The sequence below is a fragment of the Sphingomonas sp. CCH9-F2 genome, from assembly GCF_001556735.1.
Classification (GTDB): domain Bacteria; phylum Pseudomonadota; class Alphaproteobacteria; order Sphingomonadales; family Sphingomonadaceae; genus Sphingomonas; species Sphingomonas ginsenosidimutans.
This window is the reverse complement of the sequence record NZ_LSJO01000001.1, coordinates 1-24,134: the sequence shown is the minus strand read 5'-3', so window position 1 is coordinate 24,134 and position 24,134 is coordinate 1. Positions and strand designations below refer to the sequence as shown.

17 protein-coding genes and 1 pseudogene are annotated in these 24,134 nt (G+C 68.2%); 9 read left to right on the top strand and 9 right to left on the bottom strand.

Features of this window, described 5'->3' with window-relative positions:
• Together AX685_RS00085 and AX685_RS23405 are read left to right on the top strand one after the other, a co-directional pair.
• The coding region (locus tag AX685_RS00085; protein ID WP_066484195.1) for a YdcF family protein at positions 1–877 on the top strand (877 nt) is incomplete at its 5' end.
• An 11-nt stretch (positions 878–888) separates the two neighbouring features.
• Entirely contained in the window at positions 889–1,872 is a 984-nt protein-coding gene (locus AX685_RS23405) for a nuclease (RefSeq protein WP_231738476.1), read from the top strand.
• A 53-nt stretch (positions 1,873–1,925) separates the two neighbouring features.
• On the opposite strand, the pseudogene AX685_RS00080 reads toward AX685_RS23405, so the two are convergent.
• A pseudogene (locus tag AX685_RS00080) lies at positions 1,926–3,158 on the bottom strand (MFS transporter); the annotation flags it as partial.
• 124 nt (positions 3,159–3,282) lie between these two features.
• Here AX685_RS00080 and AX685_RS00075 point away from each other — a divergent pair.
• From AX685_RS00075 to treY, 5 genes are all read left to right on the top strand, one after another.
• Positions 3,283–5,709 carry a DUF3772 domain-containing protein gene (locus AX685_RS00075; RefSeq protein WP_231738475.1) on the top strand — a complete coding sequence of 809 codons (2,427 nt, stop codon included), beginning with the start codon at positions 3,283–3,285 and terminating at the stop codon, positions 5,707–5,709.
• A 126-nt stretch (positions 5,710–5,835) separates the two neighbouring features.
• A complete protein-coding gene (gene glgX / locus AX685_RS00070; protein ID WP_231738474.1) occupies positions 5,836–7,935 on the top strand; it encodes a glycogen debranching protein GlgX in 2,100 nt (699 codons plus the stop codon).
• Positions 7,932–9,614: a malto-oligosyltrehalose trehalohydrolase gene (gene treZ / locus AX685_RS00065; RefSeq protein ID WP_066484189.1), complete on the top strand. Its 1,683-nt coding sequence runs from the start codon at positions 7,932–7,934 to the stop codon at positions 9,612–9,614. Before glgX ends, treZ begins: the two co-directional genes overlap by 4 nt.
• Entirely contained in the window at positions 9,611–11,470 is a 1,860-nt protein-coding gene (gene malQ, locus AX685_RS00060; RefSeq protein ID WP_066484200.1) for a 4-alpha-glucanotransferase, read from the top strand. The genes treZ and malQ overlap by 4 nt, the downstream gene beginning before the upstream one ends.
• Entirely contained in the window at positions 11,467–13,803 is a 2,337-nt protein-coding gene (gene treY / locus AX685_RS00055; RefSeq protein WP_066484188.1) for a malto-oligosyltrehalose synthase, read from the top strand. The genes malQ and treY overlap by 4 nt, the downstream gene beginning before the upstream one ends.
• Before the next feature lie 130 nt (positions 13,804–13,933).
• Here the strand turns inward: treY and glpK are convergent, their stop codons facing one another.
• Positions 13,934–15,448, bottom strand: a complete 1,515-nt coding sequence (gene glpK, locus AX685_RS00050; RefSeq protein WP_066484186.1) for a glycerol kinase GlpK — start codon at positions 15,446–15,448, stop codon at positions 13,934–13,936.
• Between the two features lie 130 nt (positions 15,449–15,578).
• Between glpK and AX685_RS00045 the strand changes: the two genes are divergently transcribed.
• Positions 15,579–17,087 carry a glycerol-3-phosphate dehydrogenase gene (locus AX685_RS00045; RefSeq protein ID WP_066484184.1) on the top strand — a complete coding sequence of 503 codons (1,509 nt, stop codon included), beginning with the start codon at positions 15,579–15,581 and terminating at the stop codon, positions 17,085–17,087.
• Positions 17,084–17,845, top strand: coding sequence for a DeoR/GlpR family DNA-binding transcription regulator (locus AX685_RS00040; protein ID WP_066484197.1), 762 nt, complete (start codon positions 17,084–17,086; stop codon positions 17,843–17,845). The genes AX685_RS00045 and AX685_RS00040 overlap by 4 nt, the downstream gene beginning before the upstream one ends.
• 40 nt (positions 17,846–17,885) lie before the next feature.
• On the opposite strand, the gene AX685_RS00035 is transcribed toward AX685_RS00040, so the two are convergent.
• From AX685_RS00035 to AX685_RS00005, 7 genes are all read right to left on the bottom strand, one after another.
• A complete protein-coding gene (locus tag AX685_RS00035) occupies positions 17,886–19,307 on the bottom strand; it encodes a M16 family metallopeptidase (protein WP_066484174.1) in 1,422 nt (473 codons plus the stop codon).
• Complete coding sequence (locus tag AX685_RS00030) at positions 19,307–20,740, bottom strand: M16 family metallopeptidase (RefSeq protein ID WP_066484173.1); 1,434 nt, start codon at positions 20,738–20,740, stop codon at positions 19,307–19,309. Before AX685_RS00030 ends, AX685_RS00035 begins: the two co-directional genes overlap by 1 nt.
• A gap of 219 nt (positions 20,741–20,959) precedes the next feature.
• Complete coding sequence (locus AX685_RS00025; protein WP_231738473.1) at positions 20,960–21,295, bottom strand: tetratricopeptide repeat protein; 336 nt, start codon at positions 21,293–21,295, stop codon at positions 20,960–20,962.
• 516 nt (positions 21,296–21,811) lie between these two features.
• Positions 21,812–22,240, bottom strand: coding sequence for an ExbD/TolR family protein (locus AX685_RS00020; protein ID WP_066484168.1), 429 nt, complete (start codon positions 22,238–22,240; stop codon positions 21,812–21,814).
• A gap of 12 nt (positions 22,241–22,252) precedes the next feature.
• Positions 22,253–22,723, bottom strand: coding sequence for an ExbD/TolR family protein (locus AX685_RS00015; protein ID WP_197418416.1), 471 nt, complete (start codon positions 22,721–22,723; stop codon positions 22,253–22,255).
• Between the two features lie 122 nt (positions 22,724–22,845).
• Positions 22,846–23,634: a MotA/TolQ/ExbB proton channel family protein gene (locus tag AX685_RS00010; RefSeq protein ID WP_066484164.1), complete on the bottom strand. Its 789-nt coding sequence runs from the start codon at positions 23,632–23,634 to the stop codon at positions 22,846–22,848.
• Positions 23,635–23,692: 58 nt separating this feature from the next.
• On the bottom strand, positions 23,693–24,134 hold a 442-nt coding region (locus AX685_RS00005), incomplete at its 5' end, for an energy transducer TonB (RefSeq protein ID WP_156445564.1).

The following is a 24,134-nucleotide window of genomic DNA, read 5'->3' as shown; positions in this document are numbered from 1 at the left end:
GCGGCGCGCCGCCGCCGCGGCCACGCCGCTGGTCGCCGCCGACGACGGCCTCGCCGCACAGGCCGATCGAGAGATCGCCGGTATCAACGTGATCGTGCGCACCTACGCGCTGGGCGCCCCGCCCGCCACCGCGATCGACGGCCCCGGCACGCTGTCACCGCAGGATCGTCAGGCCCGCCTTCAGGCTGCCGACTGGCTGGCCGACACGCCCCGCGCCGGGTCGACGCAGGCGTTCGATCCCAGCATCGACTATGCGCTCGCGCTGCTCGACGTCAGCGATCGTACCGATGCGATCGGGCACGAGCCGTTGTCCGGCGGCGCCAATGCGGCGGCGATGACGCGCGCGAAGACGCTCGACTGGCGGCGCTATCGTTACGGCGCGATGATCGTGACCGGCGTGGGACCGGAGATCGAGGGCGAACCGCTCAGCCCGTTCGGCAAATACCACCTGCGCCTCGCCGCGCAGCGGTTCGCGCAAGGGGACGTCGCGTTCATCATTGTCAGTGGCGGGCGCGCCCACCCGCGCGGGACACCGTTCACCGAGGCAGACGAGATGCGCAAGGCGCTGATCGAACGCTATCGCATCCCCCCCGACGCGATCGTCGGCGAACCCTATGCCCGGCACACGACCACCAACCTGCGCAACGCCAGTCGCCTGCTCACGCAGATGGGCGCGCCGGCGGACGGCGAGACGATCATCATCTGCAACCCGCTGCAAAGCAGCTATATCGAGAGCGCGCGCTTCACCGAACGCAACGCAGCGGAACTGGGCTATCAGCCCGGCCGTATCGTCCGGCGCGTGTCGCCCACCGAACTGGTGTTCCGCCCGGCACGTGCCGCCGATCGCGTAGACCCGCGCGACCCTCTCGATCCTTGAAAGGACCCGCCATGCGCCGCATCGCGCTTGCCGTTGCCCTGGCCGTTACGGTCATCCCCGCCACCGCCCACGCCTGGGGAGTCAGGGGACATGCCGTGATCGACCGCGCGGCGATCGACAGCATCCCGGACGACGGCCCGGTCTTCCTGCGGCGCCATGTCGACTATATCGCGGACTCGGCCTCGCTGCCGGATACGTGGCGCGACGATGCGGAGGGCTTCTCGAAGATCGCGGAGGATCCCAACCACGGCTGGTTCCGCGAACAATTCGCCTTCGTGAAACCGATCCCGCGATCGCGCCACGAATTCGTCCTCGCACTTCACAAGCGGTATCTGGCGATCAAGGACAAGGATCCCGCCACCGCCGCGCGCACCAACGTCCGCTGGACCGGTACGCTGCCTTATGCCGCGATCGAGGCCTATCAGCGGATGATCGTGTGCATGCGCGCCGTCCGCGCGGCACAGGCGAGCGGCGGCGACGCCACCGTGCCGGAGCAGCAATGCGCGTTCGAGGCGATCCTTCTCGGCCATTACATCGGCGACGGATCGCAGCCGCTGCATGTTTCGATCCATTCGGATGGCTGGCGCGGCCCCAATCCCCACGGCTACACCCGCGACCGCAGCATCCACGGCCGGTTCGAAAGCCGCTTCGTGGATGCGATCGGACTGACCACCGCGGACATCGCGCCGCGGATCGGTGCGCCGGCGCATCGGCAGGGCGACATGTTCGATGCGGTGCTGGCCTTCCTGGACACGTCCGGCGCGCGGCTGGAACGAGTGTATCAGCTGGAGATGCGCGACGGCTTCGCCAACGCGAACGACAAGGACGTGCGTGCGCTGATCTATGAGCGGGCGGCCGCGGGCGCGGCGATGCTGCGCGACATGCTGTGCCGCGCCTGGGCGGAAAGCGCGACGCCGCCGGCGAAGGTATCGCCCTCCCCGCTTGATCCGTCCAACCCGCGCTTCAACCCGGAAACCGGATCCGCCCCCGCCTGACGCCGCGCCAGCGCGCGCAGCAGGCGTGCGTGGCGGGGGTGATCCAGTGTGAAGCGACGCAGCAGCCAGATCGCGAGCACCGCGCCGGCCATCGGCACCCCCAGGCCGAGGGCGACCATTCCCGTCCGCACGCCCGACGGCTGGATCACGTCGGGCACATAACCGATCCGGTGCAATACCCAGCCGATCGTCGCGGTGGAGGCCGCACCGCTTGCCTTCACCAGCACCAGATAGTAGGCGAACAGCCCCGTTTCGAACCGGCGGCCGTGGCGCCACTCCACCACATCGACCGCATCGGCCAGCAGCCCCCAGGGCAGCATGAACACGCTGGCAAAGCCGACGCCCGTCAGCGCCGCGCTCGCCATCTGACCCGCGGGCCACGACAGGCTGAGCGTGAAGCACAGCAGCCCGACCGCGCTCACAGCATGACCGGCGGCGAGCAGCCGCGCCTTGTCGAAGCGATGCGACAGCGCCGTAAACGCGATCACGCCGACGAACTGCCCCGCGGTCATCGCGCCCAGCAGCGCCGGGACCGCCGTGGGCCGGGCCACGACATAGCCGCCCAGATAGATCAGCATCCGCCCGAAACACGGCATCGCGAACCCGGTGAGCAGCGCCAGCGCGCCCATTCCCAGCACCATCGGATCACGCAGCGGAACCGCGATCCGGTCACCGCGCAATGCATCGGCGCCGCCGCCGCGCCTGCCCGACGCCCAGACGCACAGCAGCATGGTCACGGCAAAGGCGGCGCCGACCGCGATCCCGGTGACGGCCAGCGCATCGAACTGCCCGGCACGTCCGGCCTGCTGCACGGTCGGTGTCAGGACGGCGGCGATCAGCAGCGCGCTGGCGGTACTGAAGAACAGCCGGTATCCCGACACGCGGCCCCGTGCCCGGCTGTCGCGGCTGACCCGCGCCATCAGCGCATTGTGCGGCACATCGACGACGGCATAGGCGCCGCGGAATATCAGGATCGCCGCCGCCAGCATCCACGGCCGATGGAGGCCCAGCGCAGGCATCGCGTAGATCAGCGCGAACGCCGCCCCGCATGGAACCGCCGCCAGCGCCACCATCCAGCGATAGCCGCGCCCCGCCGCACGTCCGCGAAGGACCATGCGCGCCGCCGCCAGATCGAAGACCAGGTCGCCCATCACCGCGAACAGCATCAGCCCCGCCGCCCGCGCGCCGCTCAGCCCCAGCACGTCGGTCAACAGGAACAGGATCGTCAGGTCAGCGCCGCTGAACACCAACGCCTTGCCGAAATTGCCGGACGAATAGGCCAGCATCCGCCCCTCTGCGGCGAGATGAGTCATCGAAGGCATGTTTCGCACGAACCTCCGCCGGCCGGTTTCGGCCGCCGGTACGTCCGATCATGGCCTTTGCGCAACGGTTGTTCTATCGACGCGCGCCATGACGCGATGCAGCGGGCGCGATGCGATGATGATGCGGGTGGCACGATGGGGCGCGATGCTGGCGGCGGCGGCGCTGATGCTGGCACCGGGAACGGGCCTGGCGCAGCCATCCCCGGTCGATACCGCCACCGCGCAACTGGCACAGGCCGAAAGCGACCTGCGTTCGGTCGACCGCGCGCTGGACGGCCGGATCACCCCGGACCAGCGCGCCGACCTGCGCGATACCGCAACCACGGCGCGCGGCGCGGCGCTGGCGGCGGCCGGCCAATTGTCGCAACAGCTCGCGCTCATCGACGCACGGCTGGCGCAGCTCGGCACCTCCCCCGCTGCGGGCGAGGCGGCGGATATCCGCGCTGAGCGCGCGCGGCTGAAGGAACAGCGCAACCTGCTCGATTCGGCGGTCAAGCGCGGACGGCTGCTGGGTGTGGAAGCCGACCAGCTGGCCGACGAAATCACGCAAAGCCAGGCCGAGCAATTCGGGCAGATGATTTCGACGCGCGTTGCCTCCCCCGTCACCCCCGCCTTCTGGTCGGCGGTGCTCAGCGCCGCACCGCGCGACACGCGGCGCATCGGGATGCTGGTGGCGCATGGCGCCGACAGCGTCGCACAGGGGCGCCGCGGCGCGCCGCCATGGGCGGCGCTGCTCGGGCTGGCGGCGGCGGTCGCGATAATGCTGCCGGGCCGGCTGGCCGCGCAGCGACTGGCGCTGCGGCTGCTGATCGACGGCGCACCGGGGCACCGCGTCCGGCGATCCGCGAATGCGATCTGGCGCATCCTGGTCGGCACGCTGGCGCCGTTGCTGGCGACCGGGGCATTGGTGGCCGGGCTGCGCTGGTCCGGACTTCAGCCCCAGGGCTGGGACACGCTGTTCGATGCGCTGGTCGGGGCGGCATCATTCGCCGGCTTCGCCGCGTCCACCACCGGCGCGCTGCTGATGCGGCACCAGCCGACGTGGCGGGTCGCGCCGATCGCCGACGATGTCGCGCATCACCTGCGCCCGTTCAGCTGGCCGCTGGCCGCGCTCGTCGCCTTCTCGATCCTGACGCAGGCGGTGATCACCGCCACCGGGATCAGCGGCGCCGCGGTCAGCGCGACGCAGGTGGCGGAGGTGTTGCTGCACCTGGCGATGATCGTCGGCGCCCTGGTCGCGGTGGCGCGCCTGCGTGCGGCTCGTGCGGACGGCGATGCGGAAACCCCCGCCCGCGCCGGGCTGGGCGCGGCTTCCGTCGTCGCATGGGGCATGGTGGCGACGGCGCTGATCGCACTGTTGATCGGCTATCTCGGCTTCGCACTGTTCGTCGTCCAGCTGGCGGCATGGGCGGTCATCCTGGGAAGCGCGGTCTATCTGCTGATGGCCGCGGTGGACGATATCGCGGTGACGGTCTTCACCCGCGACAGCCCGGCAGGGCGCATCCTGTCGCGGGCGCTGGGCGTACGCGGCACGTTGATCGACCAGTTCGGCGTGCTGCTGTCGGGCATCGTGCGCGTGATGCTGGCGATCGCGGCGCTGGGCCTGCTGTTCTTCCCGTTCGGCGCGGGCGACGGGGTCGGATCGATGTTCGGCCGCCTCGCGACGTTCGCATCGGGGGTGACGGTCGGCGGGATCTTCATCTCGCCCGGCGCGATCCTGCGCGGGCTGGCGGTGCTGTTCATCGGCCTGACGCTGCTGCGCGCGTTCATGCGCTGGCTGGAGGGCAAGTTCCTGCCGGCGACCGACCTGGACGGATCGGGGCGCAACTCGATCAGCCTGGTCGCGCGCTACGTCGGCGTCGCCCTCGCGGTGATCTGGGCGCTCGCATCGCTGGGGATCGGGGTGGAGCGGATTGCGCTGCTGTTGTCCGCGCTGTCGGTGGGGATCGGCTTCGGCCTGCAGGCGATCACCTCGAACTTCGTGTCGGGGCTGATCCTGCTGGCTGAGCGGCCGATCAAGATCGGCGATCTGGTACGCATCGGCGCCGACGAGGGCGACGTGAAACGGATCAGCGTTCGCTCGACCGAGATCGAGCTGCCGGATCATTCGACGCTGATCGTCCCCAATTCCGAGCTGATCACCAAAACCGTTCACAACAAGACGCTGGCCAGCCCGCTGGGGCGAATCCAGATCCAGTTCTCGATCCCGATCGAGGCCGACGCCGATGCCGCACGGGACATCATTGCCGGCGCCTTCGCTGCGGAGGAGGCGGTACTGGACGATCCCGCCCCGGCGGTGTTCATCGATTCGATCGTCGACGGGCGCGTCTTCTTCAACTGCTTCGCACATGTCGCCAGCCCGCGTGCCGCCTATCGCACGCGCAGCCAGCTGTTCACGGTGATGCTGCGGCGTTTCCGCGAGGACGGGATCGAACTGGGCACCGTGCCGCAACGGATGGAACTGATCCGCACGCCGGGCGAGCCGCTGCCACCGACGCCGCAAGCCCCCGGCTAGCGCGCCCCGCCCGTCCGCGTCCCGGGATGATCCAGCGCAACCCGCGGGTGAATTTTCTTACCGGGTGCGACGAACCGCGCGATGGCGAGTTGTGCGCCTGCGAAGCATAAAAAGGGGTTCGGATCGTTGGACACACTGCCGGACCGGCTGCAGCCGGGCTCGCCCTATCCGCTTGGCGCGACCTTCGATGGTGAGGGGGTCAATTTCGCTGTCTTTTCCGCCAATGCGGATGGGATCGACTTGTGCATCTTCGATCCCGGCGGGCGTCGCGAACTGGGCCGATTGCCACTACCGGAGTGCACCGACGAGGTGTGGCACGGCTATCTGCCCGATGTCGGCCCCGGCCTCACCTACGGCTTTCGCGCGCATGGCCGGTACGAGCCGGAGGCCGGACATCGTTTCAATCCGAACAAGCTGTTGCTCGATCCCTATGCGCGCAAGCTGCAAGGGCAGATCAAGTGGACCGACGCGCTTCACGGCTATCGCATCGGGTCGCGAAAGGAGGATCTGTCGTTCGACAAGCGCGACAGCGCGCCGGCGATGCCCAAGGCGGTGGTGGTCGACGATCATTGGGACTGGTCGCGCGATACCCGTCCGAACACGCCCTGGTCGGACACCGTCATCTACGAAGCGCACGTCAAGGGGCTGACGAAACTGATGGACGAGGTGCCGGCGCGCGAACGCGGCACCTATGCGGCGCTCGGCCATCCCGCGGTGATCCGCCACCTGAAGCGGATCGGCGTCACCGCGATCGAACTGCTGCCGATCCACGCCTTCACGCAGGACCGCTTCCTCCAGGAAAAGGGGCTGCGCAACTATTGGGGCTATAACACCCTCGGCTTCTTCGCCCCCGAACAGGGCTATATGTCGTCGGCGCATCAGGACGAACTGCGCCGCGCGGTCCACCGCCTGCACAAGGCCGGGATCGAGGTCATCCTCGACGTCGTCTACAACCACACGTGCGAGGGGTCGGAACGCGGCCCGACGCTGTCGTGGCGCGGGCTGGACAATGCCAGTTACTATCGGCTGGTCGCGGACAACCCGCGCTACACGATCAACGACACCGGCACTGGCAACACGCTGAACATGACGAAGGCGCGCGTGATCCAGATGGTGGCGGATTCGCTGCGGTACTGGGCGACCAGTTTCGGCATCGATGGCTTCCGCTTCGACCTTGGCCTGACGCTGGGGCGCGAGGACAGCGGGTTCGATCCGGGCGCGGCGTTCTTCGACGTGCTGCGGCAGGACCCCGTGCTGGGCCGGCTGAAGCTGATCGCGGAGCCGTGGGACGTCGGACCGGGCGGCTACCAGCTGGGCAATTTCCCGCCGGGCTTTGCCGAATGGAACGACAAGTATCGCGACACCGTGCGCGAATATTGGCGCGGCGAGCCGGGCAAGCGCGGCGATCTGGCGGCGCGGCTGGCCGGGTCGGGCGACCTGTTCGATCGCCGCGCGCGGCGCCCCTGGGCCAGCGTCAACCTGCTGGCGGCTCACGACGGCTTCACTCTGGCCGATACGGTGATGTACGAGGAGCGCCACAACGAGGCAAACGGCGAGGACAATCGCGACGGCCATTCTCACAACGCCTCCCGCAACTGGGGCGCGGAGGGGCCGACCGACGACCCCGCGATCAACGATGCGCGCGGGCGGGTCATGCGCTCGATGCTGACCACGCTGATGACGTCGCTGGGCACGCCGATGCTGGTTGCGGGCGACGAATTCGGGCGCACGCAACAGGGCAACAACAACGCCTATTGCCAGGACAATGAGATCAGCTGGCTCGACTGGAATGCCGCCGCCACGCCGGAGGGTCAGGCGCAGATCGACTATGTCGCACGGCTGGCGGAGCTGCGCCGGCGCTATCCGGTGCTTCATGCCGCAACGTTCCTGTACGGGCAGGATTCGCCCGGTCACGGCATCAACGATGTCGAATGGTGGGACGAGCGTGGGCAGCAATTGTCGGCGGAGGACTGGGACAATCCCGACGGGCGTGCGCTGATGATGCGCCGCGCGATCCGCACCGACGATGGCCAGGTGGAGGCGGTGTCGCTGCTGCTCAACGCCAGCGGCGATCCGGTCACCTTCATGCTGCCACCACCGCACGCCAGCCGCACCGTATTGATCGACAGCGCGCATCCCGATCAGGGTGAGATCGCGATCGACGACAGTTACGAGGTCGCGCCGCAGGGCGCGGTGCTGGTGACGTGGCGGAGCGCGTTCGAATGACGGCTTGGGGACCGCGACCGGGCCCGGACGGGACCACCCGCTTCGTCCTGTGGGCGCCGGATGCCAATGTCGTCATGCTGGAGGTGGAGGGCACCGCCCCGGTCGCGATGACTGCCACCGGCGATGGCTGGATGGCCGCCGAGGCCCATGCCCCGCCCGGTACGCGCTACCGGTTCCGCATCGGCGATACGGAGGTGCCCGATCCTGCATCGCGCCGGCAATCCGGCGGCGTCCATGGGTGGAGCGTCGTCACCGACACCGCGTTCGACTGGCGGAACGGCGACTGGCGCGGGCGACCGTGGCACGAAACCGTGCTGATAGAGCTGCACCCCGGAACAATGGACGGGTTCGCCGGGATCGCGACACAATTGGCGTCGCTGGCGCAGCTTGGCATCACCGCGATCGAACTGATGCCGGTCGGCGCGTTCGGCGGCACACGCGGCTGGGGCTATGACGGCGTGCTGCCCTATGCGGTCCAGGAGGATTACGGCTCGCCTGACGATTTGCGCGCACTGGTCGACACCGCGCACGGGCATGGCATCTCGGTCTTTCTTGACGTCGTTTACAACCATTTCGGACCGGACGGGAATTACCTGAACCTCTACGCCGCGCGCTTCTTCGACGCCGCCGTCGATACGCCGTGGGGCGGCGCGGTGGCGGTGGCGGAGGAAGCGGTCGCGCGCTTCTTTATCGACAATGCGCTGATGTGGCTGCGCGAGTATGGCATCGACGGGCTGCGGTTCGATGCGGTTCACGCGATCCGCAACCCCGCTTTCCTGGACCGGATGGCGCGCGAAATCCGCCACGCGCTGCCGGAGCGACACGTCCATCTGGTGCTCGAAGAGAATGATGCCACGCGGCTGGCGCGCGGCGGCTACGATGCGCAGTGGAACGACGATTTTCACAACGTCCTCCACGTCCTGCTCACCGGCGAGCGCGATTCCTATTATGCCGATTTCGCGGATCGTCCGGCGGAACGGCTGGCGCGCTGCCTCTCGCAAGGGTTCATCTATCAGGGCGAGCCGTCACCCAACCACGACGGCGCGCCGCGCGGCACGCCCAGCGCGCACCTGCCCCCGACCGCGTTCGTCGCCTTCCTCCAGAATCACGACCAGGTCGGCAACCGCGCGCTGGGCGAACGGCTGATCGCGCTGACCGATCCGGCACGGCTGCGGGCGGCGACCACGCTGCTGCTGCTGTCGCCGCAAATCCCGATGCTGTTCATGGGTGAGGAACAGGGCAGCGAGACGCCGTTCCTGTTCTTCACCGATTTCCATGACGAACTTGCCGATGCGGTGCGCGAAGGGCGGCGGCGGGAGTTCGCGAAGTTCGCAGCCTTCGCGGACCCCGACGCGCGCGCCGCCATCCCCGATCCGAATGCGGTCGCCACGTTCGATGCCTCGCGCACTGTACCGGGGCCCGCGGCGGACGACTGGAGGACCTTTTATCGACACCTGCTTGCGCTGCGGCATACCCTGATCGTTCCGCACCTGGCCGGCGCGACCGCGCTGAATGCGGTTGCCACCGGTGATGCGGCGGTGACCGCGCGCTGGCGGTTGGCGGACGGTAGCACGCTGGGCTTTGCGATCGACCTGGGCGACGCGCCCGCCCCGCTGCCCACGCCGCCGGGGGTTATCGTCACCGACAGCACGCGCTTCGTCGCGTGGATCGCGCGATGACCGGCGCGGTGGGGCTGCAACGCGACTGGGTGGATGCCGACGGCCGGGCGCAGCGTGTCGAGGAGGACGTGCTGCGCGCGATCGGCGACCGGCTGGACCCCACCCCCGCCGCCGAACCGTTCCTGTCGGGCGATGCCGGAACGCGCGTGGTCCTGCCGCCCGGATGCGCCGGCACCGCGCAGGTGACGTTCGACGACGGCAGCGGCGCGGCCTTCCCGCTGGACGAGGCGCGGCGACTGCCGCCGCTCGACAAGGTGGGCTATCATCACGTCGAGGTGGCGGGCCGGCGCTTCCAGCTGGCGCTCGCCCCGCGCCGCTGCCCGGAACCGCCGCCGCGCGGCTGGGGCTTGGCGGTGCAGATCCCGGCGCTGCGCGGCCGGGCCGAGCGGCCGTTCGGCGATGCCGGCACGCTGGCAGAAAGCGTGGCGGCGATGGCGCGTGCGCATGCATCGGCGGTCGCGATCAGCCCGACGCATGCGCTGTTCCCGTCCGCCCCCGCGCGATTCAGCCCCTATTCGCCGTCGAGCCGGCTGTTCCACAACGTCATGCTCGCCGATCCTGGGCTGATCGACCTGCCGCTTCCCCCCGCCCCGGCCGCAGCGATGATCGACTGGCAAGGGGCGATCCCAGCACGGATGGCGGCGCTGCGCGGTGCCTATAATGCCGCGGGAGAGGCCGCACGAGCGGCAGCACAGGCATACCGCCGGCAGAAGGGCGCGGCGCTGGAGCACCACGCGCGGTTCGATGCGCTCCACGGCCGGCTCGGCGGCAACGGCTGGCGCGACTGGTCAGCGGACGTGCACGACGCGCATGGCGAGACGGTGCTGCGCTTCGCCGCGGAGGCCGAGGGCGACATCGCCTTCTTCGCGTTCCTGCAATGGCTGACCGACCTGACGCTGGCGCAGGCGCAGCGCGTGGCCGGCGGCACCATGCCGGTGGGGCTGGTCGCGGACCTGGCGGTCGGCATGGCGCCCGACGGCAGCCATGCGTGGAGCGCGCCTGGCGAGGTGCTGACCGGCCTCAGCGTCGGCGCGCCGCCCGATCCGCTGGGACCGGCCGGGCAGAATTGGGGGATCACCACGCTCGACCCTTTCGCGCTGGAACGTACCGGATTCGCCCCGTTCATCGCGACGCTGCGCGCGGCGTTCGCCCATGCGGGCGGGCTGCGCGTCGATCACGCGCTGGGATTGGAGCGGCTTTGGGTGATCCCGGAGGGCGCAAGCGCCGATCAGGGCGCGTACCTGACGATGCCCGGCGATCACCTGCGCCGCATCCTGTCGATCGAGGCGCAGCGCGCCGGCGCGATCGTTATCGCCGAGGATCTGGGGACCGTGCCGCCCGGCTTTCGCGACACGCTGGCGGCGCGGTGCATGCTGGGGATGCGCGTGCTGCCGTTCGAGCGCGACCACGACGGCGGCTTCACCCCGCCCGCGCAATGGGACGAGGCGGCGGTGGCGATGACGGGCACGCACGATACCCCCACGATCGCCGGCTGGTGGAAGGGCCGCGATCTCGACTGGCGCGAGAAGCTGGGCGCGACGGTCGATCGCGCGCATCGCGACGAGGAACGTACCGCGCTGTGGCGTGCGATCGACGGCACCGGCGCCCCCCCGGCCGAGGCGCCCGTCGATGCGATCCTCGCGCATGTCGCCGCGGCACCGGGGGCACTGGCGATCTTCCCGATGGAGGATCTGCTCGCGCTGGAGGAGCAACCCAACCTGCCCGGCACGATCGACGAACATCCCAACTGGCGGCGACGCCTGCCCGCGGCGACCGACGTGTTGCTGGCGCGACGACCGGTCGCGCGACGTACCGCGCTCCTCACCACACGGCGCCCAGGAAAGGCCCCCGCATGATCCCGCGCGCGACCTATCGACTGCAATTCCACGAGGGCTTCACCTTCGCCGATGCGGAGGCGATCGTTCCGTATCTCGACCGGCTCGGCATCAGCCACATCTACGCCTCCCCGATCACCGTCGCCGCGCCCGGCTCGACCCACTTCTACGACGTGGCCGACCCGACGCGCATCTCCCCCGCACTGGGCGGGGAAGAGCGCTTCCGTTCGCTGGTGGCCGCGCTGCGCGCGCGCGATATGGGCGTTATCCTGGATATTGTTCCCAATCACATGGGCGTGGCGGGCGGCGCCAATCCGTGGTGGAACGACGTGCTGCGCGCGGGCCGCGACAGCGCCTATGCCGCAACCTTCGACATCGACTGGGACGGGCCGATCGTGCTGCCCGTGCTGGGTGCGCCCCTGTCGGAGGCGCTGGCGAACGGCGATCTGACGGTGGAACGCGATAGCGATCGATGGTCGGTCGTGGCCTATGGCGAGCATCGCTTTCCGATCCGCGACGAGGATCAGGCGACGGCGCCCGACCTGCCCCTGCCCGACCTGCTAGCCCGGCAGCATTACCGCCTTGCATGGTGGCGGGTCGCCAATGACGAGCTGAACTGGCGGCGCTTCTTCACGATCAACGACCTGGCCGGCGTGCGGATCGAGGACCCGGCGGTGTTCGACGCAACGCACGCGCTCTACATCCGGCTGATCGGGGAACGCCTGATCGACGGCGTGCGCGTCGACCATGTCGACGGGCTGGCGGATCCGATCGGCTATTGCCGGACTCTGCGCGAACGGCTTGGCGACGCGGCGTGGATATTGGTCGAGAAGATCCTGGCCCCCGCCGATCCGCAACCGGGCGCAGACTGGGGGCTGGACGGGACCAGCGGCTACGACTTCATGGAGCAGGTATCGCTGCTGATCCATGACCGCGCGGGTGTGGACGCACTGGAGCGAACATGGTCGCGGCTGACCGGCGAAAGCGCGGACTTCGCGCCCGAGGAATTCCTCGCGCGGCAGGACCTGCTGTCGTGGCAGTTCGCGGGGCAGCTGGATCGCTGCGTCGCCGCCTTTGCCGCGATCGCCCCCGACGGCATCACCACGGCGATGCTGCGCCGCGCGATCGAGCGGTTGCTGTGGGTGTTTCCCGTCTATCGCACCTATGGCACAGGCCAGGCCGCTCCGGCATCGGATGAGACCATCCGCCGCGTCGCGCGGGAGCAGGTGGCGCCGCTGATCCCGTCGGGCGAAACCGCGGTGGTCGACATGGTTCTGGACTGGCTGGCCGGCACCGGCCCGCACGCCGTCGAAGCAGGTGACGCAGTGCGACGGTTCCAGCAACTCTCGGCACCGATCGCGGCCAAGGCGGTCGAGGATACCGCCTTCTACCGCTATGGCCGGTTGCTGTCGCGCAATGACGTCGGCGCGGATGCGGAACTGCTGGGCGTGCATCCCGACACCTTCCACGATCTGACGCGGCAGCGCGCGACGGCCGTGCCGCACGCAATGCTGACCACAGCCACCCATGACCACAAGCGCGGAGAGGATGCGCGCGCGCGGCTGGCGGTGCTCAGCGCGAAGCCCGATGCATGGGCGGAGCAGGCGGACCGCTGGATGCGGCGCAGCGCCGATGCCCCCGTCCACCCCGCCGACCGCTATATGCTGTTTCAATCGCTGCTGGGTGCCTGGCCGGAACAGGGGCCGGACGACGAGTTCGCGGAACGGATCAAGGCATGGCAGCGAAAGGCACTGCGCGAGGCGAAGCTGCGATCATCATGGGAGGCGCCTGACGAGGGCTATGAGGCGGACGCCGCCGCCTTGGTCGATACGCTGCTGGACGATCCCGCATTCGTCACCGAGATGGGCGCGATGGTGGCGCGGATCGCCCCGGCCGCGCTCGACAACACGCTGGTTCAGCTGCTGTTGCGGATGGCGCTTCCGGGGGTGCCCGATTGCTATCAGGGCACCGAACTGATCGATCTCAGCCTCGTCGATCCCGATAATCGCCGCCCGGTCGATTTCACGCACCGGGCCGGGTTGCTCGACGGCGACGAGCTGCCGCCGAAGATGCGCCTCATCACCGATCTGCTGGCGCTGCGGCGCGCCCATCCCGCGCTGTTCGAACAGGGCGATTATGCCCCCGCCGTCGCGACCGGCCCCGGTGTCGACCACCTGCTGGCTTTCGAACGGCGACACGGCAACGAGACGTTGCGCTGCGCGGTAAGACTGCACGGCTATATCGCCAACCCGGACGACCGGTTCACCTTCACCAATGGGGACGAGGTGTCGGCGGCAACGATCCTTGAAGATTGCGCGATCTGGTATGATTGCATTAACTGCAACCAGGCTTGAGCGCATTGCACTTGCGTACGGCGGTGCTGCACCGCAAAAAGAACGGGCCTTTCAGGCATCCTCTCCTAAAAACTTTCCACGCCGGGGTTCGCCCCGGCTTTTTTTTGGCTTGTCTCGTTTTCCGCGCGTCTCAGGCGATGCGCCGCGCCGCAGGGGTCAGCGTCTTGGCCACGGCGTCATGCCACCCCGCAACCAGCGCGTCACGATGGTCCGCGGCCATCGCCGGCTCGAAACAATCGGCCCGCGCCCAGGTCGCGGCCAGCGCGTCCAGATCCTTCCACACCCCCGTCGCCAGCCCGGCGTGAAAGGCAGCGCCCAGCGCGGTCGTCTCCAGATGGGCGGGGCGTTCGACCGGTACGTCGAGCAGATCGGCGAGGAACTGGCACAGCCAGTCGTTGGCGGCCATGCCGCCATCGACGCGGATCGTTTCCGGCGCGCGGCCGCCATCGGCAATCATCGCATCGGTCAGATCCATCGTCTGATATCCGACCGCCTCCAGCGCGGCGCGCGCCAGATGTGCCTGAGTCGCGCCCAGCGTCAGGCCGAAGATCGCGCCGCGCGCATCCGGGTCCCAGTGCGGCGCCCCCAGCCCGACGAACGCCGGCACCATGTAAACGCCATGACTGTCGGGAACGGTCGTCGCCAGATCGTTTGTTTCGCTGGCATGGGTGATGACGCCGATGCCGTCGCGCAGCCATTTGATCGCGGCGCCCGCGACGAAGATCGACCCTTCCAGCGCATAGGTCATCCGCCCGCCGAGCCGATAAGCGGGCGTGGTGAGCAGACGATGCTCGGACCGCACCGCTTCCTCTCCCGTGTTCAGCAGCATGAAGCAGCCGGTTCCGTAGGTCGACTTGGCCATCCCGCGCGCGAAGCACGCCTGACCGAACAGCGCGGCCTGCTGGTCACCCGCCATGCCGGCGATCGGGATCGCGGCATCGAACAGGCCGTCGGCGGTGTGGCCGAACAGATGGGAATTGTCGTGCACCTCCGGCAGCAGCGCCATCGGCACGCGAAAGAGAGCACACAACTCCTCGTCCCAGCGCTGCGTGCGGATATCGTAGAGCAACGTGCGGCCGGCGTTGGTGACGTCGGTGGCATGCGCCGCGCCGCCGGTCAGCCGCCACAGCAGGAAACAATCGATCGTCCCGAACGCCAGTTCGCCGCGCTCCGCGCGTTCGCGTGCGCCGTCAACATGGTCGAGAATCCAGCTGAGCTTGGTCGCGGAGAAATAGGGGTCGATCAGCAGCCCGGTCTTGGCGCGCACCATCGGTTCGTGCCCGGCCGCCTTCAGTTCGGCGCACCAGCCGGCGGTGCGGCGATCCTGCCAGACGATCGCGCGGTGGATCGGCACGCCGGTCGCGCGGTCCCACACCACCACCGTCTCGCGCTGGTTGGTGATGCCGATCCCGGCAATCCCGGCCGCGCCGACGCCGCTGTCGGCGATCGCAGCGCGCGTCACGGACAGCGTGTCGCGCCAGATGTCTTCCGGATCGTGCTCCACCCAGCCGCCCTGCGGATAATGTTGTGCGAATTCGGTCTGTGCGGTGGCGACCGGGCGCGCGTTCGCATCGAACACGATCGCGCGAGTCGATGTCGTCCCCTGGTCTATCGCCAGCACGTGCGTGCCCGTCGTTTCAGCCACCGCGCCTCTCCTTCATCCCTCGTCATCCCGCTTGTCCGCGCGCATCAGGCGAACGTCAACACTTTCGTTTGAAAGTTCGTTTGTTCGGTTCCATATTGACGATGATCAGTGGGCGGCAGGAACGAACGGAATGGAACAGCACGCGCAGGACGTTGACCTGTTGATCGTCGGCGGCGGGATCAACGGCACGGGGATTGCCCGCGATGCGGCTGGCCGAGGCCTGTCGGTGGCGCTGGTCGAGCAGGATGATCTGGCCAGCCACACCTCGTCCGCGTCGACCAAGCTGATCCATGGCGGCTTGCGCTACCTGGAATATGGCGAGGTGCGGCTGGTGCGGGAGGCGCTGATCGAGCGCGAGCGATTGTGGGGGATGGCGCCGCATATCATCTGGCCGCTGCGCTTCGTCCTGCCGCAGACGAATTCGCCGCGCCCGGCGTGGATGGTGCGGGCCGGGCTGTTCCTCTACGACCACCTCGGCGGGCGCGAGAAGCTGCCCGCGACGGAGACGATCCGGCTGGGCCGCGATGCGCGCGGTGCGGGGTTGAAGGACGACGGTCGCGCCTTCGTCTATTCCGATTGCTGGGTGGAGGACAGCCGGCTGGTGGTCCTCAACGCGCGCGACGCCGCGGATCGCGGCGCGGCGATCATGACGCATACCCGACTGGTCGATGCCGAGCGCACCGGCGGCGGCTGGCGTGCGACGATCGAGGACGCCGGCGGCCGCCGCACGATAACCGCCCGCGCGCTCGTCAATGCTGCGGGGCCTTGGGTGGCGGATGTGCTGGGCCGCGTCCCGCACGCGCGTGACGATCGCGGCGTGCGGCTAGTCAAGGGCAGCCATATCGTCGTGCCGCGGCTGTACGATGGCGACCATGCCTTCATGCTGCAGAACCCGGACCGGCGCATCGTCTTCGCCATTCCCTATGAAGGCAAGTTCACGCTGATCGGCACCACCGACGAGGCGTGGCAGGGCGCGCCGGGCCGCGCGGAGATTTCGCCGGAGGAGGTCGATTACCTGCTGGGGACGGTGGCACGCTATTTCGACCGCGCGCCGGGGCGGGAGGATATTGCCTGGACCTATTCCGGAATCCGGCCGCTGTATGACGACAAGGCCGCGAACGCCTCGGCGGTGACGCGCGACTATGTCCTCGATCTCGACACCGGACCGGCAGGCGCGAACGAAAATGCCCCGATGCTCAGCGTCTTCGGGGGGAAGATCACCACCTACCGCAAGCTGGCCGAACATGCGCTGGGCGAACTGGCGCGCTTCTTCCCGCAGGCTTCGGGTGCGTGGACCGCAGGTGCGGTGTTGCCCGGCGGGGACGTGCCGGACGCCGATTTCGACCGCTGGTTCGGCGCCCTCGCCACGCGGCTGCCGGATATGCCGCGCATGCTGCTCCACCGGCTCGCACGCGCTTACGGCACCCGCATCGACCGCCTGTTGGGCGACGCGCGCTCGCCCGCCGACCTTGGCGAGGATCTGGGCGGCGGGCTTCATGAGCGCGAGATCGCCTATCTGGTCGATCAGGAATGGGCGACCAGCGTCGACGACATCCTGTACCGCCGCAGCAAGCTGGGGCTGCACGTGCCGCCCGGCACCGCCGATCGGCTGGCCGCGTGGCTGGCGGCGCGCGCATGAGCGACGAGCGCCACCGCGAGATCCTGTCGCTGGCGCGGCACGCCGGCCGCGTCACCGTAGAGGATCTGGCCGCGCGGCTGGCGGTGACGCCGCAGACGATCCGCCGCGACCTGAACGACATGGCACGCCGGTCGCTGCTGTCGCGGGTGCATGGCGGCGCGATCGTCACGTCGGGCGTCGACAACATCGACTATGCCGCCCGCCGCGACGTCGCCGCCACGGCGAAGGCGGCGATCGGCGCGGCGGCGGCGCGACTGATCCCCGATGGCGCGTCGCTGTTCATCAACATTGGCACCACCACGGAGGCGGTGGCGGCGAACCTCCCCGGGCACCGCGACCTGATGGTGATTTCGAACAATCTCAACGTCGTCGACATGCTGGACGGGCGCGATTCGATCGATGTCGTGGTCGTTGGCGGAAAGGTACGGCGCGGCGATCGCGCGGTGGTCGGTCCGCTGGCGATGTCGTTCATCGATGCGTTCAAGGTCGACGTGGCGTTGATCGGCGCCTCGGCGATCGATCCCGATGGCAGCCTGCTCGATTTCGCCGCGGACGAGGTGCAGGTGACCCAGACGATCGTGCGCAATGCGCGACAAGTGATCCTGGTCGCCGACAGCGGCAAGATCGGCCGCCCTGCCCCGCTGCGCATCGGCCGGCTGGACATGATCGACTGGCTGGTCACCGACCGCCTGACCGACGACCGGCTGCGCCGCGCTTGCGCCGACCATGACGTGCGCGTGGTGGAGGCGTTGGCCTAGCGGTCAAGCGGATGCGTTCCCCCGGTCCTCGCTGGCACGGCTATTGTGGCGCCGGCACCGTGCGAAGGCCCGCGCTCCCCAGTTCGGGCAGCGTCTGCAACTGTGGGACCACGGTCTTCAGGTCGCCGACCAGGATCAGCGTCATGCGATCTGCGCGCAGCCCCTTTGCCCAATCCTGCACCTGTCCTGCGGTGACCGCCTGGGTGGTGGGGATGTAGCCGCTGATCCAGCTGTCGGGCAGGCCCAGATTCTCCGCGCTCGCGAGCGTGCCGACCACCGATTGCGGCGTCGCGTTACGGAATACGAAAATGCCGGAGACATAGGTCTTCTGCCCCTCGGTCTCCTCGGCGTCGGGCGCCGTCGTCTGCAAGCGGCGCAGTTCGTCGAACACCTCGCGCATCGCCGCGCCGGTCTGCGCGGTGGTAATGTCGGCGTTCCACACGTACCTCGCGTCGCCCGGGTTGTAGCCGACCCGCGAATAGGGTGAGTAGGTATAGCCCTTGTCCTCGCGCAGGTTGCGGGTCAGCCGCGAGCTGAACGAACCCGAATAGAGCGAATCCCCGACCCGCTGCGCCGGCTCCCCGGCACTGCCCGCCAGCGATTGCGGATAGGCAATACGGATTGTGGTTTGCGGCGCGCCGGGGCGATCGACCAGCAGCACCTGCATTTTCGGTTTCGGCGCGGCCGGACGGCTCAAACGCTCCGGCCCGGTGGCCCAGCCGCCAAACGCGCGCGCGACCGCCGTCTTTACGGCCGCGACATTGAAGCGACCGGCGACATACAGATGCGCCCGCCGTGCGCCGTAGTTTGCGGCATAGAAGCTTTTGACCGTATCCAGCCCATAACCGTCCAGCTGCGCCGCGGTCGGCATCGGCGTACCGTACGGATGCGCGTCGCCATAATAAGCGCGCGCCAGGACGATATTGGCCTGCACCGGCGCCTGCGCCAGCGACACCGCCAGCGCACGCGCGTCATTGGCCTTGACCCGCGCCCATTCCGCCGCTGGGAAGGCCGGGCGCGTCGCGATGGTGCCGATCAGTGCGACCGCATCGGCGGCCTTTTCGGACAGGACGTCGGTGCTGACCGAGGTCATCTGCGCGCCGGCGCCGACGCTGATCCGCCCGCCCATGTCCGCTGCGCGGTCGGCGATCTGATCCGACGTCAGACCGCCGGCGCCCTCCTTCAGCATCTCCGCCGTCATCTGCGCCGCCCATGGCGCCCCCGTTTCGTTCAGCGTGCCGGCGAATACGCGCAGGTCGACCGTTACCTTGGGCGTGGTGCCATAGGGGAGCAGCGTCACCTTCATGCCGTTGGGCAGCGCATAGGTTTCGCTGCGCGGCAGCTGGAACGGCTTGAGCGGGTCGATCGGTGGCGGCGGGGGCGTATCCTGTGCGTACAGCGGCACCGATGTGGCGACGAGGACGGCGGCGGGCAGCAGCACCGCGGCAAGGGTCGGGCGCATCACTTCGCGGCTCCTTCATGCTTCCGCCCGGCCTCGATCAGATAGGTCGATCGCGCCTCCGGCCGCAGATAGTCGCGCGCCACCTTCTGGATCAGCGCGGGGGTGACCGCATCGAAGCCGGCCTGCAGCGTGTTCACCTTAGCGGGATCATCGTCGAACAGGGCATAGACCGCCAGCAGATCGACCAGCCCCATGCGGGTGGGATCGTTGAAACTGTCGTACAGGCTGGAACGCAGCTTCGTCCGCGCGCGCGCCAGTTCGGCCTCGCTGACCGGACGGTTGCGCACATCCTCGATCACCGCGTCGATCGCACTATCGATCTCGGCACGGCCGCGCGCGGCGTCATGCGTGAAATAGACGTCCCACAGCATCGGCCCGCGATAGTTGAACATGTTGCCCAAGCCGTCATTGATCCCGCCGGCCAGGTCGCCGGTGATCTGCCGTTCCTTTACCAGCTTGCGGTACAGGCGGCTGTCCTCGCCCTGCACCAGGATCTGGTCCAGCAGGCCCATCGCATACCATTCGGGCGTGCCGCGGTCGGGCACGTGATAGCCGATCGCATAACCCGGCTTGGGCGCCAGCGGATCGACCCGTGTCTTGACGCGCGGCGCGGTCTGGCGCGGCTCCGACAGGTCGGGCAATGTCACGGCCGGGCCGCGGGGAATCGGCCCGAAGTAGCGCGCGACCATCGCCCTGGCAGCGGCCTCGTCGAAATCGCCCGCGATCACGAGCACCGCATTATTAGGGCTGTAGAAGGTCCGACGGAACGTCTCGGCATCGGCGACGGTTGCCGCCTCGATCTCCTTCAGATCGCCATAGAAATTGTGCGCATTATACCAGTTGGTATTGGCCAGCATCGGCAGGTCGATCCAGGGCCAGCCGCCATAGGGCTGATTGAGGACGTTGCCCTTCACCTCGTTGCCGACGACGCCCTGCTGATTCTTCAACACCGCGTCATTGATGACCGGGCGCGCCATGCGATCGGCGTCGAGCCACAGCATCCGTCCCAGCGCACCCGCCGGAACGGTTTCATAGTAATTGGTGAAATCGAACCGGGTCGATCCGTTGTTGATCCCGCCCGAATTGGTGACCGTCTTGTCGAACACGCCCTTGGGCGCATTCGCCGAGCCTTGGAACATCAGATGTTCGAACAGATGCGCGAAGCCGGTCTTGTCGCGCGGTTCGACGCGAAAGCCGATGCCGTAATAGACGGACACCGTGACCAGCGGCACCGTAGCGTCGCGGGTCATCACCACCTTCAGCCCGTTGGGCAGCGCGTAATAGGTGATCGGCACCTGAAACGCGGGCGCCGCCGCCGTTGCCGCCCCCGGAACAGACGTCGCCGCGCGCGTCCGTGCGACGGCATCACCCGACAGGCCCGGCGCGAGCGCGAGCGCGCCCACCGCCGCGGCCACATGCCACCTCAACCTCATCGATCGCCCCTGCTCTTGTCCGATCGACAAACCGTAACCGACGCCCCCTCGCGAGGATAGTGCCCTTTGGCGCACCAGGTCTATGGGCGACGGCGCGGGGGATTTGATCGGCGATTGCCACACCGCCGCGATCCGCGGCAACGCAGAAGGGGCAGGAAGCTTCCACCACCCACCCCTCCGAAAGTTTCATTTTAGCAACAGATGTTGCCGATCTGCATCTCATCGTGACGCTATTGTCGCTCCCAGTCGGGCAAGTCCGCGCCGTGCGATTTCATGCGACGACAGCACAGCGCCATCCGCAAGGTCCATCGGCACCGCCTCGCGCGCCATCACCTCGCCGTACAGCGCGCGAGCCTGATCGATGCGACCGGTGCGCGCGTAGACGGCAGCCAGGTTGAGCATCAGTTCGGGACGACCGGGAAAAATGATGCGTTCCCGCGTCAGCGTCGCCTCGGCCTGCGACAGGCTGCCCGCCGAAATCGCTTTATAACCGACCCGGTCCTTCGCCATCGCCGGGGTAGCGACCATTGCCACTGCCGCCGCCGCGATCGTCACGATCCTGCCCATCACCGTCTCCTGTCACTGACCTCCGCCCAATGCTTCGGTTACTATTTTATGACAGGTAAAGTGTCATCGTTATGTCATATTGGCAAGTGCTTTGAATGCCCCTTCGCGAAAGTGAGGCTGAGTGCCGTTTAAATGAGCGACAGACCTCAACGCGTTGGACGCGGAGCCATCGAATTTTCCGTCCAGGTCGCTGTGAAAGTGCGCCGACGCCGGAGCCGCTCCTGGACACGACCTGCGCTGAAACACCGCGCTTTGCCCCGCATGCCCACGTGCATTGTCGGGACCTCACGCCGTGCAGCAGGATAGCTCCCGGCGGCATCCCCGCCTTGATCGCGACCGTAGCGCAACAACTGGCTGCCCCGGGGGCCGCCCCGTCGCGCTTGGATGGAAGGCCGCCCTAAGCCTGCCCGCCAAGGCCTGGAGCCGGCACGAACGAAAACGGGCGGCCCATAGGGGCCGCCCGTACATCGTCCGATGGTTCGACAGTGAGCCGAATCGCCGCGATCAGAAATCGCGGTAATATTGCTCGTTGCCGACGAAGCCGAGCTTCGTGATGTTCGACCGCTTGATCTCCGCCAGCGTCTGATCGACGACGTCGTAGCGCGTCGCCGGATCGGGCTGGAACTGCAGTTCCGGCTCGGGGTTCATCGCCGCCGACTGATCCAGATACTGGCGCAGCAGCGTCGAGTTCACCGGCGCGCCGTTCCAGGTGACGTTACCGGTCACGTCGATCGCGATCTTGTTCTTGATCGGATCGACCGGCGGCTTGACCGCTTTCGGATCGTTGACCGGCAGGTCGACCTTCACCGCGTGGGTCGGCACCGGGAGGGTGATGATGAACATGATGAGGAGCACGAGCATGACGTCGATCAACGGCGTCGTGTTCATTTCCATCATCGGTTCGCCGTCATCGCGGCCACCACTCATTGCCATGTCAGCTACTCCTTAACCGGCGACGGTCGGCTGCGAGATGAACCCGACCTTCGCAAAGCCGGCCATCTGCATGTTGTAGATCGTCCCGGCGACGCAGCGCCACGGCGTGGCGACGTCGGCGCGGATATGCGCTTCGGGCAGCTCGAGATCGGGGTTGCCTGCGCCGCCCTGACGATCGATTTCGGTCTTCAGCTTGGCGACCGCACGATCCAGCAGTTCCTGATGGGTGACCGGGACGATGCCCCAATATACCTGGCAGGTGCCGTTGTTACCGGTGACCGACAGCGAGACGTTCTCGGGCTTGGTCGTGGTGGGATCGAAGGTGACATTGGGCAGCTTGATGCCCTTCACCGTCTGGATGGCGACCGGCACCGCGATCAGGAAGATGATGAGGAGCACCAGCATGACGTCCACGAGAGGCGTCGTGTTGATGTCCGACATCGGTTTTTCTTCAGCGGAATTTCCGCCAACGCTCATCGCCATGGATCAGGCTTTCCTATTCCTTCGTTCCGCCGCCTCGCTTCCGGTCCTTCCGGATCACAAGGAAGCAGCGGCAGGTGATGAACGGGGCCACCGCAAGGGCGGCCCCGCGTACCCCTTTTATCTTACGGGCGGGTCGGCACGCCACCGGTCTGGCCGGCGGTCGTGGTCGCCGCCGGCTTCACCGGAGCCTTGGGCGCCGCGCCCGCAGCCGCCGGCTTCACCGCGCCGTTCGAGGCGAGGAAGCCCAGCACGTCGTTCGAGAAGGCCGACAGGTCTTCCGCGATCGACTTGTTGCGGCGCTGCAGCCAGTTGTAGGCGAGCACCGCCGGCACCGCGACGACCAGGCCGAGCGCGGTCATGATGAGCGCCTCACCGACCGGACCGGCGACCTTGTCGATCGAGGGATCGCCCGACGCGCCGATCTTGATCAGCGCGCGGTAGATGCCGACGACGGTACCGAACAGACCGATGAACGGCGCGGTCGCGCCCACGGTCGCCAGGAAGGCGAGACCGCCGCCCAGCTTCGAGTTGATCGCCGCTTCCGAGCGGGCCAGCGAACCGTGCAGCCAGTCGTGCGCCTCGACCGGATCGGTCAGCTTCGAGTGCTGCTCCTGGGCGGCCAGGCCGTCGTCGACCAGCTGCTTGTAGGCCGAGTTCTTCTCCAGCTTCGCCGAGCCTTCGCGCAGCGAGGTGCTGTTCCAGAAGCTGGCGCGGACGCGCTTCGCCTGGTTCAGGATCTTCTGCTGCTCGAACAGCTTGGAGAACAGGATGTAGAACGACACCACCGACATGATCACCAGGATGGTGAACACCGACTGCGAGATAATGCCGCCTTCCTTCAGCGCCTGCTGCAGGCCGAACTGGTTTTCGGCTGCCGCGGTCCCACCCGCGGCGAGGATGTTGATGATCATTTTAGCTCTAGTCCTCTGACTGAATAGGTTTGTTTCGTTCGGTCGATCTACGCAAAGATCAGTTCTGCGGCAGGCGCCACGTCACGCGCCGGCTCCGGGTCGTCGCCATCGGGTTACCCGCGGCGTCGAGCGCCGGGGAGTAACGCCCGCGACGTTCCAGGATGCGGCACGTCGCCTGGTCGAGAGCGGACGAGCCGCTGGACGACGTCACGCGGCAGTTTTCCGCGCGCCCCTGCGCATTCACGGTCCATGCGATGCCGACGGTCCCCTGCTCCTCGGCGCGCAGCGCCGACGGGGGGTAATCGTCCGCCGAGAACCAGCTCAGCTCGTCACCCTTGGACGCAGCGGCCTTGCTCACCGTGGGGGGAGCGGGCGGCGGCGGCGCGGGCGGCGCAGGCGGTGCGACGACCGGCGACGGCACATAGACCGGCGGCGGCGTCGGAACCGTCTGAATCGCGACGGGCGGCGGGCTGTCTCTTATACACATCTCCGAGCCCACG

Excerpts from the sequence above, each read along its gene's own strand:
- AX685_RS23405 (WP_231738476.1), top strand. The coding sequence starts at position 889 with ATGCGCCGCATCGCGCTTGCCGTTGCCCTGGCCGTTACGGTCATCCCC.
- AX685_RS00040 (WP_066484197.1), top strand. The coding sequence starts at position 17,084 with ATGAGCGACGAGCGCCACCGCGAGATCCTGTCGCTGGCGCGGCACGCC.
- malQ (WP_066484200.1), top strand. The coding sequence starts at position 9,611 with ATGACCGGCGCGGTGGGGCTGCAACGCGACTGGGTGGATGCCGACGGC.
- AX685_RS00030 (WP_066484173.1), bottom strand. The coding sequence starts at position 20,740 with ATGAGGTTGAGGTGGCATGTGGCCGCGGCGGTGGGCGCGCTCGCGCTC.
- AX685_RS00020 (WP_066484168.1), bottom strand. The coding sequence starts at position 22,240 with ATGGCAATGAGTGGTGGCCGCGATGACGGCGAACCGATGATGGAAATG.
- AX685_RS00075 (WP_231738475.1), top strand. The coding sequence starts at position 3,283 with ATGACGCGATGCAGCGGGCGCGATGCGATGATGATGCGGGTGGCACGA.
- treZ (WP_066484189.1), top strand. The coding sequence starts at position 7,932 with ATGACGGCTTGGGGACCGCGACCGGGCCCGGACGGGACCACCCGCTTC.
- AX685_RS00035 (WP_066484174.1), bottom strand. The coding sequence starts at position 19,307 with ATGCGCCCGACCCTTGCCGCGGTGCTGCTGCCCGCCGCCGTCCTCGTC.
- AX685_RS00045 (WP_066484184.1), top strand. The coding sequence starts at position 15,579 with ATGGAACAGCACGCGCAGGACGTTGACCTGTTGATCGTCGGCGGCGGG.
- AX685_RS00015 (WP_197418416.1), bottom strand. The coding sequence starts at position 22,723 with ATGGCGATGAGCGTTGGCGGAAATTCCGCTGAAGAAAAACCGATGTCG.
- treY (WP_066484188.1), top strand. The coding sequence starts at position 11,467 with ATGATCCCGCGCGCGACCTATCGACTGCAATTCCACGAGGGCTTCACC.
- AX685_RS00010 (WP_066484164.1), bottom strand. The coding sequence starts at position 23,634 with ATGATCATCAACATCCTCGCCGCGGGTGGGACCGCGGCAGCCGAAAAC.